The sequence below is a fragment of the Lentibacter sp. XHP0401 genome (assembly GCF_025751535.1).
Classification (GTDB): domain Bacteria; phylum Pseudomonadota; class Alphaproteobacteria; order Rhodobacterales; family Rhodobacteraceae; genus Lentibacter.
Genome location: NZ_JAOWLC010000007.1, coordinates 86,191 through 110,779, shown reverse-complemented (window position 1 = coordinate 110,779; position 24,589 = coordinate 86,191). Strand labels below are relative to the sequence as shown.

Here is a 24,589-nt window from a genome sequence, read left to right as displayed (position 1 = left end):
CGTCTCAATACGCTTTGAACTATGGCGGCTCCCGATCAAAGCTCAACAAGAGGTTGGTTTGACGGACGGTCGTGTAACGGACGAGGCGGGCTGGAACCTGCCCTAAACCTGTCCATACTGTTGTATGCACTGATGTATATACAGCCTGCCCCACAGCGTTTTCGGGCGGAGTTTGGCGGGCGTGGCAAAGGTTAATGTGGTGAAAAATCATGAAAATAAAGGCTTTGGCGCATCCGAAATGACGCTCCGTTCGCCTTTTCATTGCCGTGCCGCTCGGCATATAGTGCGGCAAGTCTTCAAACATCCTAGGGGAAAATCATGAGCGATATCGTTATATTAGACGGCGCACGCACCGCCATCGGAACCTTCGGCGGAGCGCTTGCGGGAACGACCCCGGCCGAGCTTGGCGCAACTGTGACGAAGGCCGCACTTGAGCGCTCGGGTGTCGACGGCGGGCAGATCGGCCATGCAGTTTATGGCCATGTCATCAACACCGAGCCCCGCGACATGTATGTGAGCCGAATCGCCGCCATGGACGCGGGTATCCCCGAAACCACCCCCGCTATGAACGTGAACCGCCTCTGCGGATCTGGCGCGCAAGCCATTGTTTCTGCTGTGCAATCCCTGATGCTTGAGGACGCTGACTTTGCGGTCGCAGGCGGGATCGAATGCATGAGCCGCTCGCCCTATATCGTCCCCGCACAGCGTTGGGGTCAGAAAATGGGCGATATCAAGGCCTTAGACATGATGCTCGGCGCTCTGAGCTGCCCGTTTGGCACAGGCCACATGGGGGTCACCGCCGAGAATGTTGCCGCCGAATATGGCATCACCCGCGAGGCGCAAGACGCCTTCGCGATGGAAAGCCAGACCCGCGCGGCCAAAGCAATCGAGGAAGGCTATTTCACCAGCCAGATCGTGCCCATCGAGGTTAAGGTCAAGCGCGATATGGTTCCCTTCGAGGTTGATGAACATCCGAAAGCAAGCACGCTGGAAGCCCTCGCAGGCTTGCGCACAGTGTTCCAGAAAGACGGCACAGTCACGGCGGGCAATGCCTCTGGTATCAACGACGGCGCGGCTGCTCTTGTGCTGGCGCGCAGTGACGCTGCCGAGAAAGCGGGCCTCAAGCCGCGCGCCCGTGTTCTGGGCTATGCCCATGCCGGTGTGCGGCCCGAGGTGATGGGGATTGGCCCCGTGCCCGCGGTGCAAAACCTGCTCGCGCGCACGGGCCTCAGCATCGCCGATTTTGATGTGATCGAAAGCAACGAAGCCTTTGCGGCACAGGCGTTAGCGGTCAATAACGAGCTTGGCCTCGACGCCGCCAAGGTAAACCCGAACGGCGGTGCGATTGCCCTTGGTCACCCTGTCGGCGCGACAGGTGCGATTATTACGCTCAAGGCGCTTTACGAGCTTGAGCGCATTGGCGGCAACCGTGCTTTGATCACCATGTGCATCGGTGGCGGGCAGGGCATTGCCCTTGCGATTGAGGCTATCTGATTTCGATCGCGGAGGTGACTGACCGCCCCGCCGCATCAATTACGCTGAGCTCGAAAAACCCTTGGGTCATTGGCCCGAGGGAGACTTCTGCGCTGCGCAAGCCGAGTTTCTTCACCTCACCATTTGCAAAAACGGCGTAGGGCGGTGTGCCGCCGCGCAGTTTGAGCATGAGGGGCATATCAGGGCTGACAGCAAGCCGCGCGCCTGCGGGCGGAAAGACGATATCGGGCTTGTTCGCCTCGGCCCGCTTCAGTGCGTCACGCGCCTCGAACCTTTGGAGAGGTTGTGGTAGTTGCGGATTGCTGACAATCAGCGTTTCGGGCGGGGGTGGCCCTAGGGGGGCGACCTGTGGCGCGACATATTGAAAGACCTGCGCCAGTAGCGGTGCTGCGGTTGTTCGGGCAAAGGCTTTCTGCATTGGCGTGCCATCGGCACGGCCCACCCAGACACCTACAACATAGCGCCCGTCATAGCCCACGGCCCAGTTATCACGGTAGCCATAGGACGTGCCTGTCTTAAAGGCGATGCCGTGGCTGAGACGGGCATTTCCCAGCGGGGCAGAGGAGAGGATTTCACCGATTTGCCAAGCCGCTGCGGGTGAGGTGAAACGCTGGGGTTCACTCGTTCCACTACCATATTCACTCAGCTTCACGGCCTTCCCGCCCTGCGCAAACCCCGCATAGAGCGTGACCAGATCATGTAGCGAAAGCCCCATCCCGCCGAGCGCCACGGCCAGCCCTGCTTTGCCGCCTAATAGCTCGGGTCTGGCGCCTGATTGGCGCAAACGTTGCATGAAGCGCTCGGGGCCGACACGTTCCAGAAGTGTGATAACCGGGATGTTGAGCGAAAGCTGCAAAGCTTCGCGCAGCTTTAATTCACCTCTGAACTGGCCGTCAAAGTTGCTTGGACTGTAGTTGCCAAAACGCACAGGTGCGTCATTGATCAGCGTTTCGGGGTGCGCCAAGCCAAGGTCAAACGCCATCGCGTAGACCAGCGGTTTGAGGGCTGACCCGGGTGAGCGGATTGCACGGGTCATATCCACATAGGCTTTGCGTGCGGTATCTGCGGTGCTGGCGGCGGAGCCGATAGAGGCGAGGGTTTCGCCGGTTGTATGGTCGGCCACGATGAGCGCGATGGTGGCGTTTGGCTCTAGAGCCGCCAGCTTTGAGGCGGCGAGACTTTCGAGCCGCGCTTGTAGGCCAGCGTCTAGCGTGAGCGTTATTTGGTCCGTGGTTGTGTGCTCTAGCTTCGCGCGGGCGCTGCTGTGAAACGCAAGCGCAGGGAAGGGCTTGAGGGCGGAGGAGACGGGCTGCCGCAGTGCTGCATTTGCGGCTTCTTGTGAGAACACGCCGGCTTCATGAAGCCTCGCAAGTGCTGCATCACGAGCACCTTGGGCCACTTTGGCAGCCCGGTCGGGGCGGCGGTTCTCGGGCGCTTGGGGCAGAGTGACGAGTAGGGCAACTTGAGCAGGTGTCAGGCGTTTGGGCTCTTTGCCAAAGTAAGCATAGCTGGCTGCGCGCACCCCTTCGATATTGCCACCAAAAGGCGCGTGGGTGAGATAAAGTGAAAGGATTTCATCTTTGCCAAGCTTGCGCTCCAGCGCCAGTGCAAGCTGCATTTGCCTGAGCTTGCCCGCCCAACTGCCTGTGCGTCCGTTCTCCAAAAGCCGCGCAACTTGCATGGTGAGGGTCGAGCCGCCTGAAACAATCCGCCAGTTCCAGAGCGCTTGCCATGTGGCGCGGGTGAGTGCGAGGCCATCGACGCCAGCGTGTCTAAAGAAGCGTTTGTCTTCGTAGGCCAGCAGGGCTTTGAGGTAGGTCGGGTCTACATCGGCAGTGCGTGTGGCAAGCCGCCAGCGTCCGTCTTCTACGGGGAAGGCGCGGAGAAGCTCACCGCCACGGGCGCGCACTTCGACAGAGCTTTCGTGCAACAGCGGCGGCAGCTCGGCGCGCGCAACCCAACGGTTAAGCCTGTCATGCGCGGCAGCAAAAAGCACCGCCGCGCAGGTGAGGCCGAGGGCGGTATGGCGGATCAGTCGGCCGATACCGTCACCTCGCCTGCGCCCGTGTTGGCGCGGTAGATCGGGCGATACATGTCTTCCACCGTGGCGGGGGCATGATGATAGCGGCCCGGTGTCACGGCCCGGACGATATAGGCCAGCTCAACGTATTGGCCTTCACTCGCATTCACCGCCGCAAGGAAACGCTCGGAGCGGAACTCGGTGCTTTCCGCATGTGAAGGTTTCATCCAGCCAAGTGCGCCGATATCACCGCTTTGCAAGAGGTTAGGATTGTCTATCTCAAAGCCTGCTGGCAGCGGATCATTGATCATGAGTCGCGCGGCAGCCTTCTCGAACGGGATGACTTTGAGGTGGGTTACAAGCCGATCACCTGCCTTGACATTGAGATCGGTGAAAGGCGTGCCATCAAGCGTGAAATAGGTCCGCTCGATGGCGTAGCCATAGCCCCCTGCCTCGGGCGCAACGCTTGGCACACCGAAAGTTGTGAGGGTTATGTCTGTCTCCTCATTGCCTGTGTTGGTAAGGGTTTGGCCTGCAGTAAGTTGCACATCATTCATGTGCAAAACGGGCAGATCAAGCTCCGCGCCGTTGAGCGCCATGCTGGGCGCTGTGCCGAGAAGCTTGTCGACTGCGAGCAATGTCCAGACCATCTCTTGTGTCGAGCGGCGGTTTGCACCTCCTGCGATTTCATTAGCGAGGGCCGCGAGGTTGACTGCCTTGCTGCCTGCCTCCTGGCCAAGGGCAATCACGGCGGCGGTGTCGCGGCGGTGCGTGCCGTAATCGTCGCGCCATGTGTATTTCTGATCGCCCGCTGTTTTGGCCAGTTCTCCAACGGCGCTGGTGAACATCGCATCTGCGCGCAGCTGATCGCCGTGATAGGCCAGCGCCGCGCCAAGTTGGGCTTTGCCGATGGGCGTGTCAAAGGCGGCGGCTTTTACATCGGCGTAATAGCGCAGGTCAGAAACCGAGGTTTGCCCCTCGCGTGCCAGCACGTAGAGCGCATAGGCGAGTCCGCCGCCACCTTCGTCAAAGTCGGGGTAGCTGTTCACACGGTTGGTCAGGTTACCCAAAGCGTTCTTGAACGCCAGATCCGGCACATCTATTCCTTCCGCACGCGCACGGCTGAGAAAATCGGTGACATAGGCATCGAGCCAGAGATCGCCCGAGCTCGGATACCACATGCCGAAGCTGCCAGAGGATGACTGCCGCGTGAGAATACGCGCGACTGCCTTTTCGACCCGTTCGGACACGTTGCCACGGCTGGTCAGGCCCAGCCCTTCGGTGACGGAAGAGAAGTAGAGTAGGGGCATCGCAGCAGAGGTGAGCTGCTCGGTGCAGCCATATGGGTAGCGGTCAAGCTCTGAGAGAAGACTCGCGACATCAAACTTCGCAATCGGCCCTGCCGAAACAAGCGCACGAGCGCTTTGGCCTCGATAGGCTTCAGTGAGGTTGGCGTCCAGCGCAAGGCTTTGTCCCGCGCCAAGCGTAAGGCGGCGGGTTGTGGAAACCTCAGGGTCAAGCCTGCGCACGGGAAGGGTGAGAGACTTGGCCAGAGTGTCGCCAGGGGGTGTTGTGAGGGTGATTGTGATCTCGTGATCGCCCTCATCTGTTGCGGTCATTGGCACAAGGAAAGCCACGCGTTCGCCTTCGCCAAGGGTGAAGCTCTCAGGCAGGTTTGTTTTGTCAAAACGTGCACCGTTTGAGGCGAGCTCGAGGCTCACTTCACCTGTCGGCCCGTCAGCATGGGTGATTTCAAGACGGAGCTGGCTGCTGTCGTCTGGTGAAAGGTGGTTGGGGAGGCTTGCGCTCAGCACAACAGGATCGCGGATGATCACATCTTTGCTGGCCGCGCCAACGCCCGTGGGCGACCAGACAACCGCCATAAGCCTGAGCGTGCCGTTGAACTCGGGCACATCAAAAGTCACATCGGCTGTTCCGTCAGCGCCGATGGTGACGGGGCCTTGGAAGAAGGTCACAAGCTCGTCTGTAGGCGGCGGACCTTCAAGGCCCGCACTTGCGCCAGCGTCGCCGCCGGAGCGGAGGCGCCCGAGGTTGCCCTTGGAAGCATCAATCAATCGCCCGTAAATATCGCGCAGTTCAACGCCGAGTTTGCGTTTGCCAAAGTAGTGCTCTTTGGGTGCTGGGGGCTCAAACCCTGTCAGGTTTAGGATACCCGCGTCGACGGCGGCGAGGGTCATATAGGCTGTTTCGCCAGCTTTGATATTGCCAGCTTTGATGCTCACATTCAGCGGCTGGCGGGGTTTGGTTTGCTCAAGTGAAAGCAGCTCGACGCTTAGCGCTTTGTCGGCAGGATCAACGCTTGCATAGGCAAGGCCGATAGCGCGTGTGGGCAGGAAGCTTTCGCCCGTGTTCATCGGGCTGATGTGCGTGACGGTTACGTAAGCGCCTGCGCCCCAAGCCTCGGTGACTTGCAGGGGGATAAGGTTTTCACCCTCCGCGAGTTCAACCATTTCTGTCGAGATCAGGCTGTCTGACATCACCTGAACCATCGCCGTGCCGGCGCTGCGCGGGAGTACGCGAAGCTGCGCCTCGTTGCCGATTGTGTAGCTTTCGGCGTTGAGTGAAAGTTCCAGCGTGTCGGGCGTGCTGACTGCACCTGCATCGCCATACCAGCCAGCATCAAACTCTTCGGAAGCGGCAACATATGTGTCTCCTTCAAGCTCGATAACAAGCTCGTAGCCGCCCCATTCAACGGGGGCTGTTACGCTGCCTTTGCCACCGTCCAATGCAACCTGACCTGTGGCAACCTTGGAGCGTGTGATAATCGGCTCCCAGTTCCAGTTGCCGTTTTGCTCATACCATTGGTAGCGGCGGTTCAGGCGGTTCAGGGTCCAGCGTGCATTGCCTGTCATCAGGCTGCGGTCAGAGGCGAGCACGACGATATCATAGCCCGCTTCTGTACCTTCTGAGACAACTCCGTCAAAGAGTGGCTTCAAGCCAATGAGCGGCGTTGCGCTGTGCACAGGGCGTGTTGCGTTGCGCTCGACAGGGCGGCCGGAACCTTCGGAAATTTGCACAGAAATGCTGGCTTCAAGAGGTAGGCCTGCGGCCTCGGCTTCGGGCAGGTTCAGGGGCAGATTTGCCATGCCTGCGGCATCTGTTTTTACAGAGGGTAGCGTATCGGAGACGGACCGGAAGCCCGCATTATGCGGCCCGAAGCGAAAGCCCGGATAAGCCTTGATCGTGCGGTTGGCCGAAAGACGGATGCGCCCTTCAACCGAGAGATCGGCGGCAGGTGCACCAAAGAGATAACGCGCTTCAATCGTTGCTTCTGTCGGCTGCGCAAAGCTGAGTTCTGTCGCCGCGATGCCGATGTCAAAGTCGATCCGCTCGGGCAAGAAATCCTCGACAAGGAAGGTTGTGCTGGTGAGTGCGTCACCATCGGCCTCGCTACGCATTTCGAGAGTCCAGCTTCCGCGCGGTGCGGTTGTGGCGATGGGCATTGAAAAGACATGCCCGCCTGCTTGGCCATCGGTTGACAGCTGGCGGCTGTATTCGACGCCATCAGGGCGCAAGAGAACGGCCGTAATCGGCAGGCCTTCGAGCGCTTTGGCCTTGGTATCGCGCACCAGAGTTGTGGCGAAAACGGTTTCGCCCGCGCGGTAAGCGCCTCTGTCTGTTGTGAGGAAAAGATCAAGAGCTTTGGGCGCATTGCGGCCTGAAACGCCTCTGTCGGAAAGGTCGAAAGCGGGGTCTGTGAGCGATAGGAAAGCCATGTCTTCCTCGCCGCTATGCGCCAGGACCATTGCAGGGGCTGCGCCGCTTTTACCTGCTATAAGTTCGGAGGGGAAATGCGCCGCGCCTGTCGCGTCGGTCACAGCCTCCGCCAATACGCGGTTGGCGCGCGAGACAAGCTGCACCTTTGCGCCGCTCATCGGCTTGGCCGTTTGCAAGCTTTTGGTGAAGATGTTAAGGCCGTCATTGCCTGATGCCGTGCTGAGGCCTATGTCGGAGAGCACAAACCACTGCTGCGCGACTGAGCCGTATCTGTCGGTTTCGTCTTTCACGGCAGCGCTGAGCACATAGATGCCTGCTGGCTGACCTATGATTGCTTCACCAATGGGCAAGCGGGTTGTCACGTCCTGATTGAGCGCGCCGTCTGTAAGGCCCGTACCACTCCAGATTTCCTCACCAATTTCGCCGCCGAGCTGCTCTTCCTGATAGCGGTAAAGCGGTTGTGCAAAGAGCCCGTCCTGCATGGCGCGCAAAAGGTTGCGATCACTCACGCGGCGCAGGGTCAGGTCAAGCTCGGTTGCATTGACAGTCTCAACGGGCAGGCTCGCCTCGCCACCCAGCGGCAGCACATATCCACGCCCCGGGAAGCTCGCGCTTGGTGAGCGGTCGCGCACATAAAAGTTCTGCTTTGTGTCCTTGATTAGCCCCTCACCGCTGTCGGCGGGCAGGCCCGCGCGGAACGTGATGTTGTAGCGCGCCCCAAACTCGACGCCCGAAACACAGAGCTTCCGGCCTTCGGCTTGCACTGCAAATCGCGGATCGGGAAGCGCAAGATAGCGCGCGAAGTCAGCTTCGGATTTGGAAAGCTCTTCGTTGAACTCGGCGCAAATGCGGGGGCTGGCTGTTTTATTATCGACTTCGGTGTTGATGATGCGGAAACCGTATTTCGCGCGCGCATTGGCGAGCAAATCGGTGATCTCGGGTGCATTGGAAAGGGATTGTGCCAGCTTGAGCGCGGGGATCATATCGCTGCCGCGGCCAATCTGTTCCAGTGTTTTGGCCATGGTCAGAAGTGCTGCACTGCGTGTCCCGGCCGACTCTGCGCGCAAATGGGCGTTGATCGCTGCCATAAATGCATCGTTTGTGTAGCGCCGTTTGTCGCTCTGTTTGGCCGGCTCGTAGAGATCGAGCATACGGGCATACTCGGCCCAGTCTTCCGCGGCATCGGTGCGTGCCGTCGCTGCTCCCATCCAGCGCCACGCAGACAGTAGATCGCCCGCTGCCTCGCGATCATAGGCCGCTTCGCGCATGGCGTCCGCGCTCCATTGCGCGCTCGGGTGTTTGGCGGGCAATTTTTCTGCATAGTTTTTGGCGTTGGAAAGATCATAGCGCTGGAGAAAACCAAGTTCGTCTGAACGCGTCTCGGCCCGGGCGATTTGAGCAGACTCAAAGCTGCGCATTTCAACCGATTTGGCCCCCTCGAACGGGATATGCTCGCGCACGCTTGATTTGGGGAAGCAGGCGTTGGATTTGGTGTTGTAGGTATATCCGATGCAGGCCTTAAGCGCGATACAGGCACGCTGGCAGGAGGGTTCATCGGTGTCAAAAAGCTGCTGAAGATCATTGCCTGCAAAATCAGTATCGGCAAAGACGGTCATGTGCCTGTCGGGTAAATTGCTTTGTGCCGCTGCGAATGTTGCCGAAAACAGAGTGATAATGAGTGCTGTGATTAAATTCTGCATGAAACCCTCCATGAGTCGCTCCCATGGTGGCATGGGGCACCCGATTTGCGCAATGTTTTGCGCGATAATTGTGGCGGTATTAAACTAATCTTCACCATGTTTGTGCGAGTTTTGGCTGGCAATACATGCGGCATGGCGGAGGACAGAATGAGCCTGGCAAACAAGCTCACGCAAGAAAGGCGCGCACGCCTTGCGGCAGAACGCTTGCTTGAGCAAAAACAGGCCGAGCTTTTTGCCGCAAATCAGAAGCTTGGCGCGCATGCCAAGAAGCTCTCTGCCGAGATTGTCGAAACCCGTGCCGAAGTGCAAAACGTGCGCGATGAAAACCAGCGCGTTAAATCAGACCTGTCTATCGCGCACAAAAAGATCGAGATCGCCGAGCGCAGGCTCTGGCTCTCGATTGAATCGATTAATGACGGCTTTGCTTTTTTCAATGCTGACAGCCAGATGATTATTGCCAACAAAGCCTATCTCTGGGCCTTTGACGGCCTTGAAGATGTGGCGCCCGGCGTGAGCTACATCACCTTGCTGCAGCTGCTCACCGATGAAGGTATCGTTGATCTTGAAGGGCAGGCGCCTGCCGCGTGGCGGGCGCGGATGCTTGAGCGCTGGCAAAGCACGGACCCCGAGCCAGAGACAATCCGCCTTTGGAACGGTGAATTTGTGAAGCTGATTGACCAGCGGGGCCATGGCGGCGATGTGGTGAGCCTTGCACTCAATATTACCGAAACGGTCCACTACCAACGCGAGCTGAGAAAAGCGCGTGACAGCGCCGAGAGTGCTGCGCGTGCCAAGTCGGCTTTCCTCGCGAACATGAGCCATGAAATCCGCACGCCTATGAACGGGGTTGTCGGAATGGCCGAGCTGTTGATGGAGACGGAGCTTGACGAAGAACAGGAACTCTTCGCCAAAACCATCAAGAATTCGGGTGAAGCGCTATTGGTGATCATTAATGATGTGCTTGATTTCTCCAAGCTTGATGCCGACAAAATGGTGCTTCAGCATGCGCCCTTTGATTTTGACAACGCGATCCACGAAGTTGTCATGCTGTTGCAGCCGGCATTGCAAGGCAAGGACATCCAGATCATCGTGGATTATGATCTCTTCTTGCCGACACAGTTTATCGGAGATGTCGGGCGGCTCCGTCAGGTGCTGACCAACCTTATCGGCAATGCTGTGAAGTTCACCAGCGAGGGCCATGTGCTTGTCCGTGTTGTGGGTGTTTATGATGCTGTGGCGCGCAAGACCCGTCTGCACGTGACGGTGGAAGATACGGGTATCGGCATTCCCGAGGACAAGCTCGCCCATGTTTTTGGCGAGTTCAATCAGGTCGATGATGCACAGAGTCGTGCGTATGAAGGCACGGGGCTTGGTCTTGCCATCAGCAAAAAACTCATTGGCATGATGGGCGGTGAAATCTGGGTGGATTCCGAGATGGGCGTTGGTGCGAGCTTCGGCTTCAAGGTGGAGCTGACGACGGAGGGACAACCCGAGGCAAACACGTTTAGCGCTGTTGGCGGCAAGGTGTTGTTGCTTGAGCCGTCCGATGCGCTGGCCGAGCTGACTGAAAAACAGCTGACCAAGCTTGGTTTTGAAGTGCGGCGCTATGCGACCGTGCCAGAGGCGCTTGGCGCATTGAAGCCAGAGGTGTCTGTTGTCATGGCCGATAGCGAGTTTGTCGGATATGATCTTTTGCCTGCTTTGGCAGATGCCGGCTTTGCGGGGCGTGTGATAATCCTCAGTGCGCAACTGGGTGGGTATCAGCCGCAAGGCGATAGCGTGCTTGATGTGCATCAGGTGCAAAAGCCTGTCACCCGTCGTGCGCTATTGGATAAGTTCACTAAGCAGGTTACTCAGCCGGAAGTGCAGGAAGCCGTTGCCGAGCCCAATCACGCGGCTTTGGAAGAGCCTATGTTGCGCAAGATGCGTGTGCTCGCTGCCGAGGACAACAAGACCAATCAGCTCGTGTTTCGCAAAATGGTGAAAGCGCTCGACATCGAGCTGACTTTTGCAGCCAATGGGCGGGAGGCGGTGGAGCTTTACCAATCCCTTGAACCAGACCTTGTGTTTATGGACATTTCAATGCCCGAGATGGACGGCAAGGACGCAACCCGCGCGATCAGGGCTTTAGAGGCTGAAAGCGGTGCACATACACCCATCATCGCGCTGACGGCGCATGCCATGGGCAGTGACAAGGAAGAGATAATGGCCGCTGGTATGGACCAGTTTCTCACCAAGCCTTTGCGCAAAGCCGAAATTTATGCGGCAATAGGCGGGCATCAACCTGATGATACCGTGCCGGTGATTGCAGATGAAGCGGCGGCCTAACCCGCACGCAGAAAGGCGGGCTTGTCTGGTTCCGAGAGGTCAGGCGCGTAGGCATAGCCGCCTGTATCAAACTCTTTCAGGCTGTCCGCATCTTCCAGGCGGTGCTGAATGATATAACGCGCCATCGCGCCACGCGCTTTCTTGGCATAAAAACTGACAATCTTTGGCCCCTGCGGTTTGTCTTCATAAAACATCGGGGTAACGACGCGCAGTTTCAGAGCCTTTGTATCGACTGCGCCGAAATATTCCTGACTGGCACAGTTCACCAGAATTTCCGCACCGGTTTCTGCGGCTTCGGAGTTGATCTGCTCGGCGATCGCGCTGCCCCAGAATTCATAGAGGTTCTTTCCCTTTGGCGTCTTGATGCGCGAGCCCATCTCCAGGCGGTAAGGCTTGATCGCGTCAAGCGGGCGTAAAAGGCCGTAAAGCCCCGACAGGATGCGCAGGTGATCAGTCGCCCAAAGCATTTCCTCTTCCTCAAGGCTCGATGCCTCAAGGCCGGAATAGGTATCGCCGTTGAACATGAGCGCCGCGGGTGTCGGCTTCATTTCTGCCCAATTCTGGAAGCGGTCATAGTTGAGCTTGGCGAGGCTGTCGCTCAGGTGCATGAGCTTGGCGAGGTCACCGGCTGTCAGCTTGGCGGCTTCTTTGGCCAATTCTTCGGCGCGTTGCGCAAAAACAGGTTCGCTTACGGGCAGTTCCGTGCTGGACTCTTCGTTCAGTTTTTTCGCAGGAGATATCACCACCAACATGTATCAAGCACTCCCATGCATCAGTTCCATAAATGTGTTTCCAAACCGCTCGGTTCGTTTGTCGCCGATCAGCCGTTCGAGTGCATTTAAGGACTGTGGTTTAGTCTGCGCAACCTTTGCGAGCTGGGAATTTGTCAGACTGAGCGGTTTTTGTGTGCCACACGCGCCGCGTTGCAGTTGAAGCTGGGCTTCTGCAAGCTGGTCAAACAGGCTGCCAGCAGGCTTGCCGGCAAGCTTGCGGCGCATCGGGTGCGTTTTAGGCGCATCTTCTGCCAGAACAGAGAGAAATTCGCGCCCGTATTTTTCAAGTTTCTTTTGCCCGACACCGGCGATCATTGCGAATTCGTCCAGCGTTTGGGGGCGGCGCTTGACCATTTCAACAAGCGTGCGGTCGTTGAAAACAATATAGGCGGGTAATGCCGCAGCCTCTGCGAGTGCGCGGCGTTTGGCCTTGAGGGCAGAAAAGAGTGGCGCGTCTTCCTCGGATACGAGCATCTTGATTTTCGGCCCCGTGTTGGCTGCTGCCTTTGTGATAAGATCCTTGCGCAGCGTCAGTGTTTCCTCCCCCTTGAGGAGAGGATGAGCCTTGCGGGTGACCTTGAGTGCTCCATGTGCGCGCGCATCGGGGCGTATGAGATCGTGGCCCATAAGTTGCCGTAAAATGGCCTGCCATTGCACAGGGCTGTAGGCTTTGCCCACGCCGAATGTGGGCAGGGCATCATGACCGAACTGGGCTACCTTGTCGGTCATCTTCCCGAGCAGAATATCGATGATCTGACCCGCGCCAAAGCGCTCTTCGCTGCGCAGGATGGCCGAAAGCGCCATGCGGGCGGCTTCGGTTGCGTCAAATGTTTCTGGTGGTTTGTCGCAAAGATCGCAGTTGCCGCAAGGCTCGGAAGCCTCGTCAAAATAAGCCAGCAGTAGCTGACGGCGGCAGCTTGTTGCTTCGGCAAGGCCAAGAAGTGCGTTGAGGCGGCCATGGTCGGCCTCCTGCCTGTCGGCGGGGGCGAGGCTTTCATCAATTTGCGCGCGGCGCAGGCGGATGTCTTCGGGGCCGTAAAGCGTGAGCGTTTCCGCGCGCGCGCCATCGCGGCCTGCGCGGCCGATTTCCTGATAGTAGCCTTCGACCGATTTGGGCAGGTCCGCGTGGGCGACCCAGCGGATGTCGGGCTTGTCCACGCCCATCCCAAAGGCGATTGTGGCCACGACGATCAGTTCGTCTTCGGTGTTGAAGCGGTGCTCGACACAGCGGCGTTCGTCCGGGTCCATCGCGCCATGATAGTGGCAGGCGTTGTGGCCTTCATCACGCAGGGCAGAGGCCAGCGCTTCGGTTTTGGCTCGGGTGGCGCAATACACAATCCCGCATTGTCCACGGCGTGCAGCAACATAGGCAAGGATTTGTTGGCGCGGCTTGTTTTTGGGTTCGAAAGCGAGGCTGATATTGGGCCTGTCAAACCCGCGCAGAAAGCTGCGGGGCGGTGTGCCGCCAAACAGGCGCGTGGTGATTTCTTCTTGGGTTTCTTTGTCGGCAGTCGCAGTGAAGGCTGCCAACGGCACCCCCAAGTAGCGCTGCAATTCGCCGATGCGCAGATAATCGGGGCGAAAGTCATGGCCCCACTGGCTGACGCAATGGGCCTCGTCGACGGCGATCCGTGCGACATTTGCATCGCGCAGAATGCTGCGTGTGACCGTTGATGAAAGCCGCTCTGGCGCGAGATAAAGCAAGCTTAATTTACCGGCCCGCGCGGCGCGTGTCACGGCATCGTTTTCTTCTTCGCTGGCAGCAGAGGTGAGCGCGCCGGCGGCGACCCCTGCGTTTTGCAAGGCCGCAACCTGATCGCGCATGAGGGCAATGAGCGGTGAGATGACAAGGGTGAGGCCCTCGCCCATGAGTGCGGGCAGTTGATAGCACAGCGATTTGCCGCCGCCTGTGGGCATGATGGCAAGAACATTTTCACCCGCAGCAACGGCGCGCACGATCTCTTCCTGCCCGGGGCGGAAAGCATCAAAGCCGAAAACGGACTTTAGAAGCGCATTTGCCGAAGCCATTTACCTGTTATCTCTTGCTGCTCTTTGCCCCTGTTTCCCATACGGGCGCAGGGCTGGCAAGGCGTGCTCAGTAAAGGCTGGGCAGGAAATAGTCACGCAGAGCGATGATGATGATAAACACCACAAGCGGAGCAAGATCGAGCGGGTGTGTGTTGGGCAAAATATTGCGAACAGGCCGGAAGACCGGCTCAAACAGCCGGTTCAGTCCTTGCCATATTTGTGCGACAAGAGGTTGCCCCAAATTAAGCACTTGAAAGTTGATCAGCCAACTCATGATCACATGAACCAGCAGCAGCGTGAACGCCACGTTTAGAATGAGTTGAAGCGTTTGAATAAGTGCCATGTAGCGCGCCTTTCCGGATATGCCCCTGTTACCTAGGGGGGCGACTCGAAAAGGGCAAGGCTTGGGCCAAATTGCTCACAATTTCTTGCGTCAGCGCGGCTTTCCATGTCTAGTCACCTCAAAAGGGTTGGGGGCAGCATGACAACTGGTAAAGTGATTTCAGCGCGCAAGCGTATTTGGGGTTGGTATTTCTTTGATTGGGCCAGTCAGCCCTATCATACCCTGTTGGTGACGTTCATCTTCGGCCCGTTTTTTGCCAGTGTGGCTGCGCAGCACTTTTTGGGCACAGGGATGAGCGAACAAGCCGCAGATGCACAGGCGCAGAGCATGTGGTCTTTCGGACTTGGGATCATCGGGTTGTTCATCGGGCTCGGCGCGCCATTTCTTGGTGCATTGGCCGATAGCTCGGGACGGCGCGTGCCTTGGGTTTTTGCCTTCTCGGTTCTTTATGTCATCGGGGCTTTCGGACTTTGGTATATGCTGCCTGATGGCTCCAATCTCTGGTGGGGATTGGTTGCATTCGGCATCGGTTTTATAGGCGCCGAATGGGCGCTGATTTTTATCAATTCACAGCTTCCCTCGCTGGTCAGCGACAAAGGCACAGGCGAGATTTCCGGCTCTGGCTTCGCGTTTGGTTACATTGGCGGGCTTGTTGCTCTGGCGATTATGCTCTTGCTCTTTGTTGAGCAATCCAACGGCAAAACGCTTATCGGCTTGGACCCAGCTTTCGGATTTGATGCCGAGGCGCGCGAAGGAACGCGGTTTGTTGGGCCGCTCACCGCCATTTGGTTTGCAGTGTTCATGATCCCTTATTTTCTCTGGGTGCGGGATGCTCCAGTTGCGGGAAAGTCGCGTGCAAGTGTGTCTGCTGCGCTGGCATCTCTCGGGCGCTCGCTGCGCGGGTTGAAGCACAATACCTCGCTGGCGGCTTATCTCGGCTCTTCGATGTTTTACCGCGATGCCCTGAACGGGCTTTACAGCTTTGGTGGGGTTTATGCCGCGCTTGTTCTCAACTGGGAGGTCACGCAGATTGGCGTATTCGGGATTATCGGGGCTCTTTCGGCTGCACTGTTCAGCTGGCTTGGCGGAAAATTTGACCGCCGTTTTGGGCCGAAACCTGTAATTATCACGGCGATCTGGCTTTTGATTGGAGTTTGCGTCATCATCGTGTCGATGTCACGTGAGATGTTTTTTGGCCTGCCTTTGGCCGAGGGGTCAAACATGCCTGACATCATTTTCCTGATCTGCGGGGTCTTTATCGGAGGGCTTGGCGGTACGCTTCAGGCGGCCTCGCGGACCTTGATGGTACGGCATGCCAAACCAGAAGCGCCAACGGAAAGTTTTGGCCTCTACGGCCTTACGGGCCGGGCTACAGCTTTTCTCGCGCCAACCCTAATCGGACTGGCAACAATGCTAAGCGGAAGTGCGCGCCTGGGGGTATCGCCCGTGATTGGGCTCTTTCTTATTGGTCTGATTTTGTTACGATGGGTCAAGCCCGAAGGAGACAGAAGTTGATCGTAAAAAAGGTATTTTTTGTATGTGCCCTCGCCGCCTTGGCGGCATGTGGAGACGGAAAGTCTGAAGAAACCGTAAGCACAAAAAGTGCGGCGGTTGTTCCTGCGAGCATGCAGGGGAAGCTCGCCAAACAACTCTTTGGTGCCATGCCGGGCGCATCGAGCCAATCTTCGGCGGCCTATGGCAGCTATGCCAAAGGCTGCCTGGCGGGCGGTGTGCAGTTGGCCGAAACGGGGCCGACATGGCAGGCGATGCGTCTCTCACGCAACCGCAATTGGGGGCACCCCGAGCTCGTCGATTTTGTGCAAAACCTCTCGCGCTTTGCCGCAACCCAACCTGGTTGGGAGGGGCTTTATGTGGGTGATATGAGCCAGCCGCGTGGCGGGCCAATGCTTTCTGGCCACCGCAGCCACCAGATCGGGCTTGATGCTGACATTTGGATGCTTGCACCCAAGCGGTTGAATCTGAGCGCAAAGGAGCGCGAAAACCTCTCCTCAATTTCGCTGCGCCGATCCAATGGAGCTTATACAAACGACAACTACACGCGCCAGCACATGGAGATTATGAAGGCCGCCGCAAAAGACCCGCGCGTTTCGCGTATCTTTGTGTTTCCGGGGGCGAAAGTGCGCATGTGCAACGAGGAGAAGGGCGATAAAAGCTGGCTTCGCAAAGTGCGGCCATGGTGGGGACATCACTATCATTTCCATGTGCGCCTGAACTGCCCGCAAGGCACGCGCGGCTGCGTTAACCAAGCGGCTCCGCCCGCAGGAGACGGTTGTGGTGATGCGCAAACCTGGGTGAACAATATCCTTAATCCGCCGCCCCCAGACCCCAATGCCAAGCCTGCTGCACCGCGTCGCGAATATACTCTCGCTGATTTGCCCAATCAATGCGTTGGCGTTTTGCAGTCGCGCTAGGCGCGATATTTACCGCAGTTGGCGGTTGGTATTGGCAATCGGGAAGTTCTAACGGAGTAGATTTTGTTAGAGCAACTGCGGCTTTTGAAGCATTTGATGATGAGAATTTCGGCGGGCTTTCGGGGTATGATACCGATGGTCAGGCGCGTTATTTGCTCACTGACCGCGGGTATCTCTATACCGCAAGCGACGGGGTGATTTCGGGTGTGGTTTTGCGGGGTCAAAACGGCAAGCCTCTGGCCCCCAAATATCGCGATTCCGAAGGGCTCGCGGTGCTGGGAAACGGTGCGGTGGCCATTTCTTTTGAGGGTAAGCATCGCGTCGCTTTGTATGACAGTTTGTCCGGCGTAATGCTGGACGACGTGCCGCCATTGGCGGAAAGCTTTGCACGCCTCGGAAGCAACTCTGGCCTTGAGGCGCTGGCCGTAGGCCCTACGGGCGAGTTGGTGGCTATTTCCGAGCGCTCGGGAGCCAGTACGCGGCCATATCCTGTGTTTGTTTTTGAGGGAGCAGCTTGGCGGAGAACCAGCATTCCCCGCCATGGAGCCTTTCTGCCTGTGGGGGCGGATTTCGGGCCAGACGGGAGGCTATATGTGCTGGAGCGCGACTATCTTCTGAGCGGGTTCCGCTCGCGGATCAGGCGATTTGACTGGCGGGGAGGTGAGCCTGTGGGTGAGGAAATATTGCTGCAAACGCGGTTCGGGAGGCACGGGAACCTGGAGGGGATTGCGGTGTTTGAGGAAGGGGGCGAGCGCTTTATCGAGATGGTCAGTGACAATAATTTCCTGCCGATCCAAGCCAGCGAAATTGTTCGATACCGCCTAAAAACCCCTTGAAATAAAGGGCTTTGGGGGGTAGGTGCGGGGTGTCTGGTTTCAGGCCAAGTCTCCGCAACCTTGTGAAAACGGAATAACACATGACCCGCACTTATCTTCCTGGCGTTCTCGCCATGGCTGCCATCGTAGTGGCCTCCAATATTCTTGTTCAGTTTCTCTTCGGGCAATGGCTCACTTGGGGGGCGTTTACCTATCCTCTGGCGTTCCTTGTGACCGATGTGACCAACCGCATCTACGGCCCTGTAATTGCTCGTAAAATCGTGCTTGCGGGCTTTGTTGTGGGCGTCATTTGCTCGTTCATCGGCACGCAGATCATGGGCGAGTTCGGCCCGCTGGTGACACTGCGGATTGCCCTTGGTTCGGGCCTTGCTTTCCTTGTGGCGCAGCTGCTTGATGTCGCAGCGTTCGATGCGTTAAGGGCTGGAAAATGGTGGCGCGCGCCGCTTGTTTCGACGTTTTTGGGCGCGAGTGTCGACAGCGCGATTTTCTTTACAATCGCTTTCTCGGGCGCTCTCGGCTTTATCGAACCGTCAAATGATGTATCCTGGGCGGGAGAGATTTTGCCGCTTCTGGGCGTGGGCCCGCAAGCGCCGCTCTGGGTTTCGCTCGCTGTTGCCGACTGGTGCGTAAAAATCGGGCTTGCGCTGCTTGCACTTGTGCCATTTCGCATCATCGTGGGGCGCGTTACAAAAAATACACAACATTTTGTTTGACATATGCGCTCTCTGTGCCAGTCTGAAGCTATCTTAAATAGCTGAAAGGAGGTGCTCTAGTGTCTAATGGGAAACCGGAGAATGGTCTTGGGACAGTTCGGGAGACGCGAATTTAGGGCAGCCCCTAGTTTCGAATAACCACGAATTGGTGCGCCCTAACCAGCCCACCTCCTAAAATCTCGGGGGCCGTTTGACAGGATCGAACGGCCCTTTAACTTGTCGACTCAAATCCCGAAAACAGGGGGGGTGATATGCGTGCACAACCCGTGCACAAAGCGTGCACCGCCAAAATGAAAAAATGCCGTTAACCATTTCAGATGACATTCAGATCGAAGACTGGGAGATTTCCGAGGTTTTTGTGCGTTCCAGCGGCCCCGGCGGACAAAATGTAAATAAAGTTTCGACGGCTGTCGAACTGCGGTTCGAGGCCGAACGCTCGCCCAACCTGCCCGCGCCCGTGAAGACGCGGCTGAGGAAGCTCGCGGGCCGACGCTGGACAAAAGAGGGCGCGCTTGTGCTTCAGGTGGAAGACACCCGCTCGCAGGCAAGGAACCGCGAGATTGCGCGGGAGCGATTGATTGAGCTGATACGGGCCGCGCTTGTGAAACCCAAACGACGGATCGCGACGAAGCCGACCTATGGGAGCAAGCAACGGCGGATCAAGGCGAAGAAAGTGCGCGGCGATGTGAAGGCGCTGCGGGGGAAGGTGACGGGAGAGGAGTGAGGGCTGCTATACGAAACTACCAATTTCTAAAAGATAGTATGTCGTCCATTGGAATAACTTCGGCGTTCGCTCCCAATCGTGTGCTCCAGTAATTCGCACGGTCCTCGTCGTGACGGCGTTCAATAACTTTTAGGGGAGTTTCCTTGCGGTGCTCTTTAACCAGCTTGTTCAAGTGTTCATCGGCGCCAGAGTAGCCAAAAACAATGATCTCTTCCGCTTCTTCAAGCGCAAGCGGGAGTTTATCCCAGTACATCCGTAAAACGGGCGAGCTAGCAATAACTGTAGGCTTCATTTGGCCATGAGTTAAAACAATATGACTTCGACTATCTCCCCCATTTATCTCTAATTCGTGTCTGGTTAATTTCCTAGCTTGGCCATTGTTTCCATCTACGAAAAGAGGAGAGCCATGGAGGTGCATATAGAACGCTTTGTTGGCGATGTTGTGTCGGAGAAGGTTTTCCTTGTCGAAGCCAAGCCCATTTGTATAGCCATCAAGTAGTACACCGTTAAACCCACTGCAAAGGCGTTTAGTTACGCCATCAACTACGACGCCGTCGTTAAAGGGCCCATACAACAAAGTGTCGTAGTTGAGAGTGGCTATGTGACTCTTTGTTTCCCAGACAAATTCCACAAAGCTTTCGATAAAGTCGCGCCACCTTTCACAGTTAGTGACCGCTTCTGGAACAGTATGGAAGTACTTAGCGATTTCATAAGTATATCTCTGCAGGGCCCGCGGGTAACCCATAGCGTCCTCAGTCAGCCAATGCTCCAAACTTTCGTCGTTTACGGCATGTTGTAGTATCTCACAGGCCATTAGCGCTAGCTGCGCACCAAGAAGTTCATCCTCTGTATTGGGTCCATTGGCTTCTTCTACCCCTTCCATCGAAGAGGCAATTAGCTTTTTTTCAGCAATAGTCAGTGTCTCTTCGTTATTCCACGTCGCAGACATTGCGTTCGAGAGTTGAAAAAAATCGTTGTCTAGAGAGCGGCCTAAGCCATTTCCAAAAATTACAAGCTTTCGCAATATTATACCACCTCAGAAAAACACCTTAGGTTGTAAATAATATTGAAAGCAGAGTTAAACCACAACCTCCATCACATCCTGCTCTCCAACCCCGAATACCCGTTTATACCGTTCAATCTCTGCAGCTGGCCCCATGGCTTTGCGGGGGTTGTCGGACAACTTAACCGTGGGGGAGCCGTTGGCCGAGACGGCTTTGCAGACCATGCTGAACGGCGCGAGGGCGTCGCCTTTGGTGAGGCCTCGGAAGTCGTTTGTCATCAGGGTGCCCCAGCCGAAGGACGGGCGGACGCGGCCTGAGAACTGGTTGTGGAGTTCGATGATTTTCTCGACGTCCAGACCATCGGAGAAGATGACCAGTTTTTGGGTCGGGTCTTCGCCGCGGGATTTCCACCAGTTGATGGCGGTTTCGGCGGCTGTTGCCGGGTCACCGCTATCGATCCGGATGCCTGTCCATCCAGCGAGCCAGTCGGGGGCGTTGTCAAGGAAGCCTTGGGTTCCGTAGGTGTCGGGCAGGATGATGCGCAGGTTGCCGTCGTGTTCCTCGTGCCAGTCGGACAGCACATCGTAGGGGGCCTGGCGCAGCTCTTCATCGGATTGCGCCAAGGCGGAGTAGACCATGGGCAGCTCGTGGGCGTTTGTGCCTATCGCCTCGATATCGCGGCGCATGGCGATGTGGACATTGGATGTGCCGACGAATGTGTCTTCGCCGAGGCCTTCGAGCATGGCTTGCACGCACCAGTCCTGCCAGAGGTAGGAGTGGCGGCGGCGGGTGCCGAAATCGGCCAGTTTGAGGCCGGGGGCCGTGCGCAGGCGCTCGATCTTTTCCCAGAGTTTGGTGGTGGCGCGGGCGTAGAGGACTTGCAGCTCGAATTTGCCCATTTCGGCGAGGACGGCACGGGAGCGCAGTTCCATCAGCACGGCGAGCGCGGGGATTTCCCAGAGCATGACTTCGGGCCATTTGCCCTCGAAGGTGAGTTCGTATTGGTCGCCCACGCGGGTGAGTTCGTAGGGCGGGAGGCGCAGGTTTTCGAACCATTCCATGAAGTCGGGGCGGAACATCTGGCGTTTGCCGTAGAAGGTGTTGCCGCGAAGGTAAGTGCTTTCGCCGCGGGTGAGGGAGAGGGAGCGGATATGGTCGAGTTGTTCGCGCAACTCGCCTTCGTCGATGAGCTTTGCGAGGGGGACATCTTTTGCGCGGTTGATGAGCGAGAAGCGCACTGTCGCGTCGGGTTTGTTGCGGAAGACCGACTGGCACATGAGCAGTTTGTAAAAGTCGTTGTCGATCAGCGAGCGGACGATCGGGTCGATCTTCCATTTGTGATTCCAGACGCGTGTGGCGATGTCCATGGGCAAGCCCCCTTGCAAAAAAGTTGCGGCCACAATGCGGCGCGGGGCGCGGGGGTTCAAGCCCTGAAAGATGTGCTCAGATCTGGTTGAGCCAGCCCATGAGCTCGGCGCGTTTGAGGGGTTTGGAGAGGAAGCCGTCCATTCCTGCGGAGAGGCAGGCGGCCTTGTCGGAGGCGTAGACATTGGCTGTGAGCGCGACGATTGTCGGCTGGGTGATGGATGTGTCGGCGCGGATTTTGCGGGTGGCGCTTAGGCCGTCCATCCCGGGCATGGACATATCCATGAAGATCACGCGGGGGGCGTGACGGCGGGCGAGGCGGACGGCCTCGTGGCCGTTGCCGGCGAAGAGCACGTTCATTTCGGTGTCTTTGAGATAGGATTTCATCAGGAGCTGGTTGGTCATGTTGTCTTCGGCGACGAGGGCTTTCACGCCCGGCAGCTTGACGGCTTTGACGGCATCCGTTTTGGGGCTTTTTGAAGGAGATTGCGCGGCATCTGCAAGAGCATGATCGAGCATGAGAGTTATGGTGAAAGTCGACCCCTCGCCGAGGCGGGAGCGGATTGTGATATCGCCGTTCATTTCATGGGCGAGGATGCGCGAGATGGTGAGGCCTAAGCCTGTGCCGCCGTATTGGCGGGTGATCTCGCCGTCGGCCTGACTGAACTGATCGAAGATTTGGTCGATCCTGTCGGCGGGGATTCCGATGCCTGTGTCGGTGACTGCGAGGGTGACGGTGTGACCTGCGGCTGTTGTGGTGCAGGAAAGATCAATCGTCACGCCACCCGCACGGGTGAATTTGATGGCGTTGCCGACAATGTTGATGATGATCTGGCGGATGCGCCCGTCATCGCCGTGCAGGAGGGCCGGCAGCGGCGTGTGGCAGTTGAGATCAACGAAAATTTCCTTCTCAAGCGCTTTGGGGCGCAGGATGGAAAGAGCACTCTCGACGCAGCCGAGCAGATCGAAATCAACCGGGCAAATGATGGATTTGCCTGCATCGAGTTTGGAGAAATCGAGGATGTCATTGATGATCCGCATGAGCGCTTCGGCAGAATAGCGGATTGTCTCGACATAGCTGCGCTGTTCTTTGGACAGGCCCGCATCGCGCAACAGATCGGCCATGCCGATGATGCCGTTCATGGGCGTGCGGATTTCATGACTCATGGTGGCCAGAAACTGTGCCTTGGTGCGTTCGCCCTCTTCGGCTGAGCGCTTCGCTGCTGCGAGCTCTTTGGCGTGTTTCTTTCTGGCCGAAACATCGCGCTCGATCGCGATAAACATTTCGACAGAGCCGTCAGCAGCGAGCACGGGAACCTGATTTGTATCGACCCAGATCGTGGAGCCGTCTTTACAGGTATTAAGAATTTCGGTGCGCAGGGGTTTTCCTGCCTTGATTGCCGAGATGATGGCATTGTTTGTTGCTGCATCGGTTGCGGGGCCGTTGAGCAAAGCGGCCGGAAAGGCGCCTATGGCCTCGCGAGCGCTATAGCCTGTGAGCCGCGTGAAAGCGTTGTTGACCCAAAGGATACGGCCTGAAGAGTCGGAGACAAAGACACTGTCGTTGGCGTGCTGGGCGACAAGCGCGAGGCGGCGCACTTCGCTTTCCTGTTCATGCAACACCTTGTTGGCCAAGGCGAGCTTGCGGCTTTGCTCAAGCAGGCGGCGCGCGCTTTTGGTTTTGTGGGCAAAGCCGCGGCGTGAATATTGCAGGAACGTGTAGATGAGGAAGAGGATCATGAAAAAGGCGAAAAAGCTGTAAAGCTGGGCTTCGTGGCTGATGTGACGCTGCCAGACAACATAGGCAAGTATGCCGATACCGCTGGCGAACAGCGTTGCTAACCTGACAATGGTTGCGGCGGGGTGGAAGCTGAGCAGATAGCTAGCATTAACGCCCGCGCCAGCGATGAAAGCCATCGTGAAAGCGAGAGTTGCCGATGGGCTGCCAAGGGCCGTTGGCAAGATGATAAGTGCCAGTGATGTGAGGGACTGGATAAGTGCTGTGAGGGTTGTGAGCCAGTAGAGCTGTTTGTGAGGCACGCCTTTTGCAAGCTTGCGTGGCACTGTCGAGAGGAAAGCACAATCAACCAGATCACCGAAGACCAATGTGCCGAGAGCAAGCAACCCTGCTTGCGGATGCCCTGTAAGGAACAAGACCGCCGCGCCGCCAAGGGCGAAGACCTGGCGGAACCAGAAGTAGGCGGGCCTTTGACGCGCGTAGCGCTCAAGCAGGCCTTCGGGGCTGTGCCGCGCTTCAAACTCCGTTAACATTTGTTCAAACTCGAGATCGTCTGCCGGCATTGCCGCTTGCACCCTTGCTCACCCGTATGAGGCAAGAGCTAGTCTTTTACGTTTAAAGAACAGGTAACGGCGCCGCCTATTTGCACAGAATTTTAGGCGTATTCAGGCTATTGTGACGCCAGCCTCAAGCATTCCGGCTTTGGCGGCTTTGAGCGAGCCGTCAAGATCAATCGCGCGGCAGAGGCTTTCGCGCAGTTCGACTTTGTAGCCAAGGCGGGCGGCATCAAGAGCGGAATAAGCAACGCAGAAGTCTGTTGCGAGGCCTGTGAGCACGAGGTTTTTAACGCCGCGCTCTTGCAGGTATCCGTGCAAGCCTGTGGCTGTTGTCTGATCGTTTTCAAAGAAGGCCGAATAGCTATCTATCTCTGTGCGGAAGCCTTTGCGCACGATCATTTGAGCCGCGTCTGTGCGAAGATCAGGGTGAAAGGCGGCTCCTTTGGACCCCATGACGCAGTGATCGGGCCAGAGAACCTGCGGGCCGTAGGGCATTTCGACGAGCTCATAGGGTGATTTGCCTGCGTGAGAAGATGCGAAAGAGGAGTGGCCTGCCGTGTGCCAGTCTTGCGTGAGAACGATGCAGTTGTGTTCATCCATCAGTGCGTTGATGCCTTCGATGATTTCATCGCCACCCTGAACGGCGAGTGCGCCGTTCGGGCAGAAATCGTTCTGCATATCAATGACGAGGAGGGCTGTATCGGCCATGGGGCGACTCCTTTGCAAAAAATGCTCTGCGACAATGGGTAGGGGTGCGTCGGGGCGAACTCAAGTGTAAAAGCTTTTTCGAAACCGC

Annotated in this window: 16 protein-coding genes; 7 read left to right on the top strand and 9 right to left on the bottom strand. The window is 57.4% G+C overall.

Features of this window, described 5'->3' with window-relative positions; translation table 11 throughout:
- Nucleotides 1-318: 318 nt before the first annotated feature.
- Entirely contained in the window at nt 319-1,494 is a 1,176-nt protein-coding gene (locus OE750_RS10575; RefSeq protein ID WP_263764151.1) for an acetyl-CoA C-acyltransferase family protein, read from the top strand.
- On the opposite strand, the gene pbpC is transcribed toward OE750_RS10575, so the two are convergent.
- Both pbpC and OE750_RS10565 read right to left on the bottom strand, forming a co-directional pair.
- Entirely contained in the window at nt 1,487-3,490 is a 2,004-nt protein-coding gene (pbpC, locus tag OE750_RS10570; protein ID WP_263764150.1) for a penicillin-binding protein 1C, read from the bottom strand. The genes OE750_RS10575 and pbpC overlap by 8 nt on opposite strands.
- 35 nt (nt 3,491-3,525) lie before the next feature.
- Nucleotides 3,526-8,952, bottom strand: a complete 5,427-nt coding sequence (locus tag OE750_RS10565) for an alpha-2-macroglobulin family protein (protein ID WP_263764149.1) — start codon at nt 8,950-8,952, stop codon at nt 3,526-3,528.
- 147 nt (nt 8,953-9,099) lie between these two features.
- On the opposite strand from OE750_RS10565, the gene OE750_RS10560 reads away from it, so the two are divergent.
- Entirely contained in the window at nt 9,100-11,280 is a 2,181-nt protein-coding gene (locus OE750_RS10560; RefSeq protein WP_263764148.1) for an ATP-binding protein, read from the top strand.
- On the opposite strand, the gene yaaA is transcribed toward OE750_RS10560, so the two are convergent.
- The 3 genes from yaaA to OE750_RS10545 form a co-directional block, all read right to left on the bottom strand.
- Nucleotides 11,277-12,032: a peroxide stress protein YaaA gene (gene yaaA / locus OE750_RS10555; RefSeq protein ID WP_263764147.1), complete on the bottom strand. Its 756-nt coding sequence runs from the start codon at nt 12,030-12,032 to the stop codon at nt 11,277-11,279. The two genes, OE750_RS10560 and yaaA, sit on opposite strands and share 4 nt — an antisense overlap.
- A gap of 3 nt (nt 12,033-12,035) precedes the next feature.
- Nucleotides 12,036-14,081 (bottom strand): DNA helicase RecQ, encoded by a 2,046-nt coding sequence (recQ, locus tag OE750_RS10550; RefSeq protein ID WP_263764146.1) that lies wholly within the window; start codon nt 14,079-14,081, stop codon nt 12,036-12,038.
- Nucleotides 14,082-14,148: 67 nt separating this feature from the next.
- Nucleotides 14,149-14,424, bottom strand: coding sequence for a YggT family protein (locus OE750_RS10545; protein ID WP_263764145.1), 276 nt, complete (start codon nt 14,422-14,424; stop codon nt 14,149-14,151).
- Nucleotides 14,425-14,562: 138 nt separating this feature from the next.
- Between OE750_RS10545 and OE750_RS10540 the strand changes: the two genes are divergently transcribed.
- The 5 genes from OE750_RS10540 (at nt 14,563) to arfB (ending at nt 19,129) form a co-directional block, all read left to right on the top strand.
- The gene (locus OE750_RS10540; RefSeq protein WP_263764144.1) at nt 14,563-15,939 is read left to right on the top strand and encodes an MFS transporter; all 1,377 of its coding nucleotides are present in this window, start codon (nt 14,563-14,565) and stop codon (nt 15,937-15,939) included.
- Nucleotides 15,939-16,856, top strand: coding sequence for a penicillin-insensitive murein endopeptidase (gene mepA / locus OE750_RS10535; RefSeq protein WP_263764262.1), 918 nt, complete (start codon nt 15,939-15,941; stop codon nt 16,854-16,856). Before OE750_RS10540 ends, mepA begins: the two co-directional genes overlap by 1 nt.
- Nucleotides 16,829-17,692: an esterase-like activity of phytase family protein gene (locus OE750_RS10530; protein WP_263764143.1), complete on the top strand. Its 864-nt coding sequence runs from the start codon at nt 16,829-16,831 to the stop codon at nt 17,690-17,692. Before mepA ends, OE750_RS10530 begins: the two co-directional genes overlap by 28 nt.
- 80 nt (nt 17,693-17,772) lie before the next feature.
- Complete coding sequence (locus tag OE750_RS10525; RefSeq protein WP_263764142.1) at nt 17,773-18,405, top strand: queuosine precursor transporter; 633 nt, start codon at nt 17,773-17,775, stop codon at nt 18,403-18,405.
- A 298-nt stretch (nt 18,406-18,703) separates the two neighbouring features.
- Nucleotides 18,704-19,129, top strand: coding sequence for an alternative ribosome rescue aminoacyl-tRNA hydrolase ArfB (gene arfB / locus OE750_RS10520; protein ID WP_263764141.1), 426 nt, complete (start codon nt 18,704-18,706; stop codon nt 19,127-19,129).
- Between the two features lie 16 nt (nt 19,130-19,145).
- Here the strand turns inward: arfB and OE750_RS10515 are convergent, their stop codons facing one another.
- The 4 genes from OE750_RS10515 to pncA all read right to left on the bottom strand — a co-directional run bounded on the left by OE750_RS10515 (nt 19,146) and on the right by pncA (nt 24,501).
- Nucleotides 19,146-20,078, bottom strand: a complete 933-nt coding sequence (locus tag OE750_RS10515) for an SIR2 family protein (protein ID WP_263764140.1) — start codon at nt 20,076-20,078, stop codon at nt 19,146-19,148.
- 129 nt (nt 20,079-20,207) lie between these two features.
- Entirely contained in the window at nt 20,208-21,500 is a 1,293-nt protein-coding gene (gene pncB / locus OE750_RS10510) for a nicotinate phosphoribosyltransferase (protein ID WP_263764139.1), read from the bottom strand.
- A 76-nt stretch (nt 21,501-21,576) separates the two neighbouring features.
- Nucleotides 21,577-23,799, bottom strand: a complete 2,223-nt coding sequence (locus OE750_RS10505) for an ATP-binding protein (protein WP_263764138.1) — start codon at nt 23,797-23,799, stop codon at nt 21,577-21,579.
- A 102-nt stretch (nt 23,800-23,901) separates the two neighbouring features.
- The gene (gene pncA / locus OE750_RS10500) at nt 23,902-24,501 is read right to left on the bottom strand and encodes a bifunctional nicotinamidase/pyrazinamidase (RefSeq protein ID WP_263764137.1); all 600 of its coding nucleotides are present in this window, start codon (nt 24,499-24,501) and stop codon (nt 23,902-23,904) included.
- Nucleotides 24,502-24,589 lie beyond the last annotated feature (88 nt).

Bases quoted from the DNA above. Each gene is read 5' to 3' on its own strand.
- OE750_RS10575 (WP_263764151.1), top strand. From the start codon at position 319: ATGAGCGATATCGTTATATTAGACGGCGCACGCACCGCCATCGGAACC.
- OE750_RS10565 (WP_263764149.1), bottom strand. From the start codon at position 8,952: ATGCAGAATTTAATCACAGCACTCATTATCACTCTGTTTTCGGCAACA.
- OE750_RS10560 (WP_263764148.1), top strand. From the start codon at position 9,100: ATGAGCCTGGCAAACAAGCTCACGCAAGAAAGGCGCGCACGCCTTGCG.
- yaaA (WP_263764147.1), bottom strand. From the start codon at position 12,032: ATGTTGGTGGTGATATCTCCTGCGAAAAAACTGAACGAAGAGTCCAGC.
- recQ (WP_263764146.1), bottom strand. From the start codon at position 14,081: ATGGCTTCGGCAAATGCGCTTCTAAAGTCCGTTTTCGGCTTTGATGCT.
- OE750_RS10545 (WP_263764145.1), bottom strand. From the start codon at position 14,424: ATGGCACTTATTCAAACGCTTCAACTCATTCTAAACGTGGCGTTCACG.
- OE750_RS10540 (WP_263764144.1), top strand. From the start codon at position 14,563: ATGACAACTGGTAAAGTGATTTCAGCGCGCAAGCGTATTTGGGGTTGG.
- OE750_RS10530 (WP_263764143.1), top strand. From the start codon at position 16,829: ATGCGTTGGCGTTTTGCAGTCGCGCTAGGCGCGATATTTACCGCAGTT.
- OE750_RS10525 (WP_263764142.1), top strand. From the start codon at position 17,773: ATGACCCGCACTTATCTTCCTGGCGTTCTCGCCATGGCTGCCATCGTA.
- arfB (WP_263764141.1), top strand. From the start codon at position 18,704: ATGCCGTTAACCATTTCAGATGACATTCAGATCGAAGACTGGGAGATT.
- OE750_RS10515 (WP_263764140.1), bottom strand. From the start codon at position 20,078: ATGTCTGCGACGTGGAATAACGAAGAGACACTGACTATTGCTGAAAAA.
- pncB (WP_263764139.1), bottom strand. From the start codon at position 21,500: ATGGACATCGCCACACGCGTCTGGAATCACAAATGGAAGATCGACCCG.
- OE750_RS10505 (WP_263764138.1), bottom strand. From the start codon at position 23,799: ATGCCGGCAGACGATCTCGAGTTTGAACAAATGTTAACGGAGTTTGAA.
- pncA (WP_263764137.1), bottom strand. From the start codon at position 24,501: ATGGCCGATACAGCCCTCCTCGTCATTGATATGCAGAACGATTTCTGC.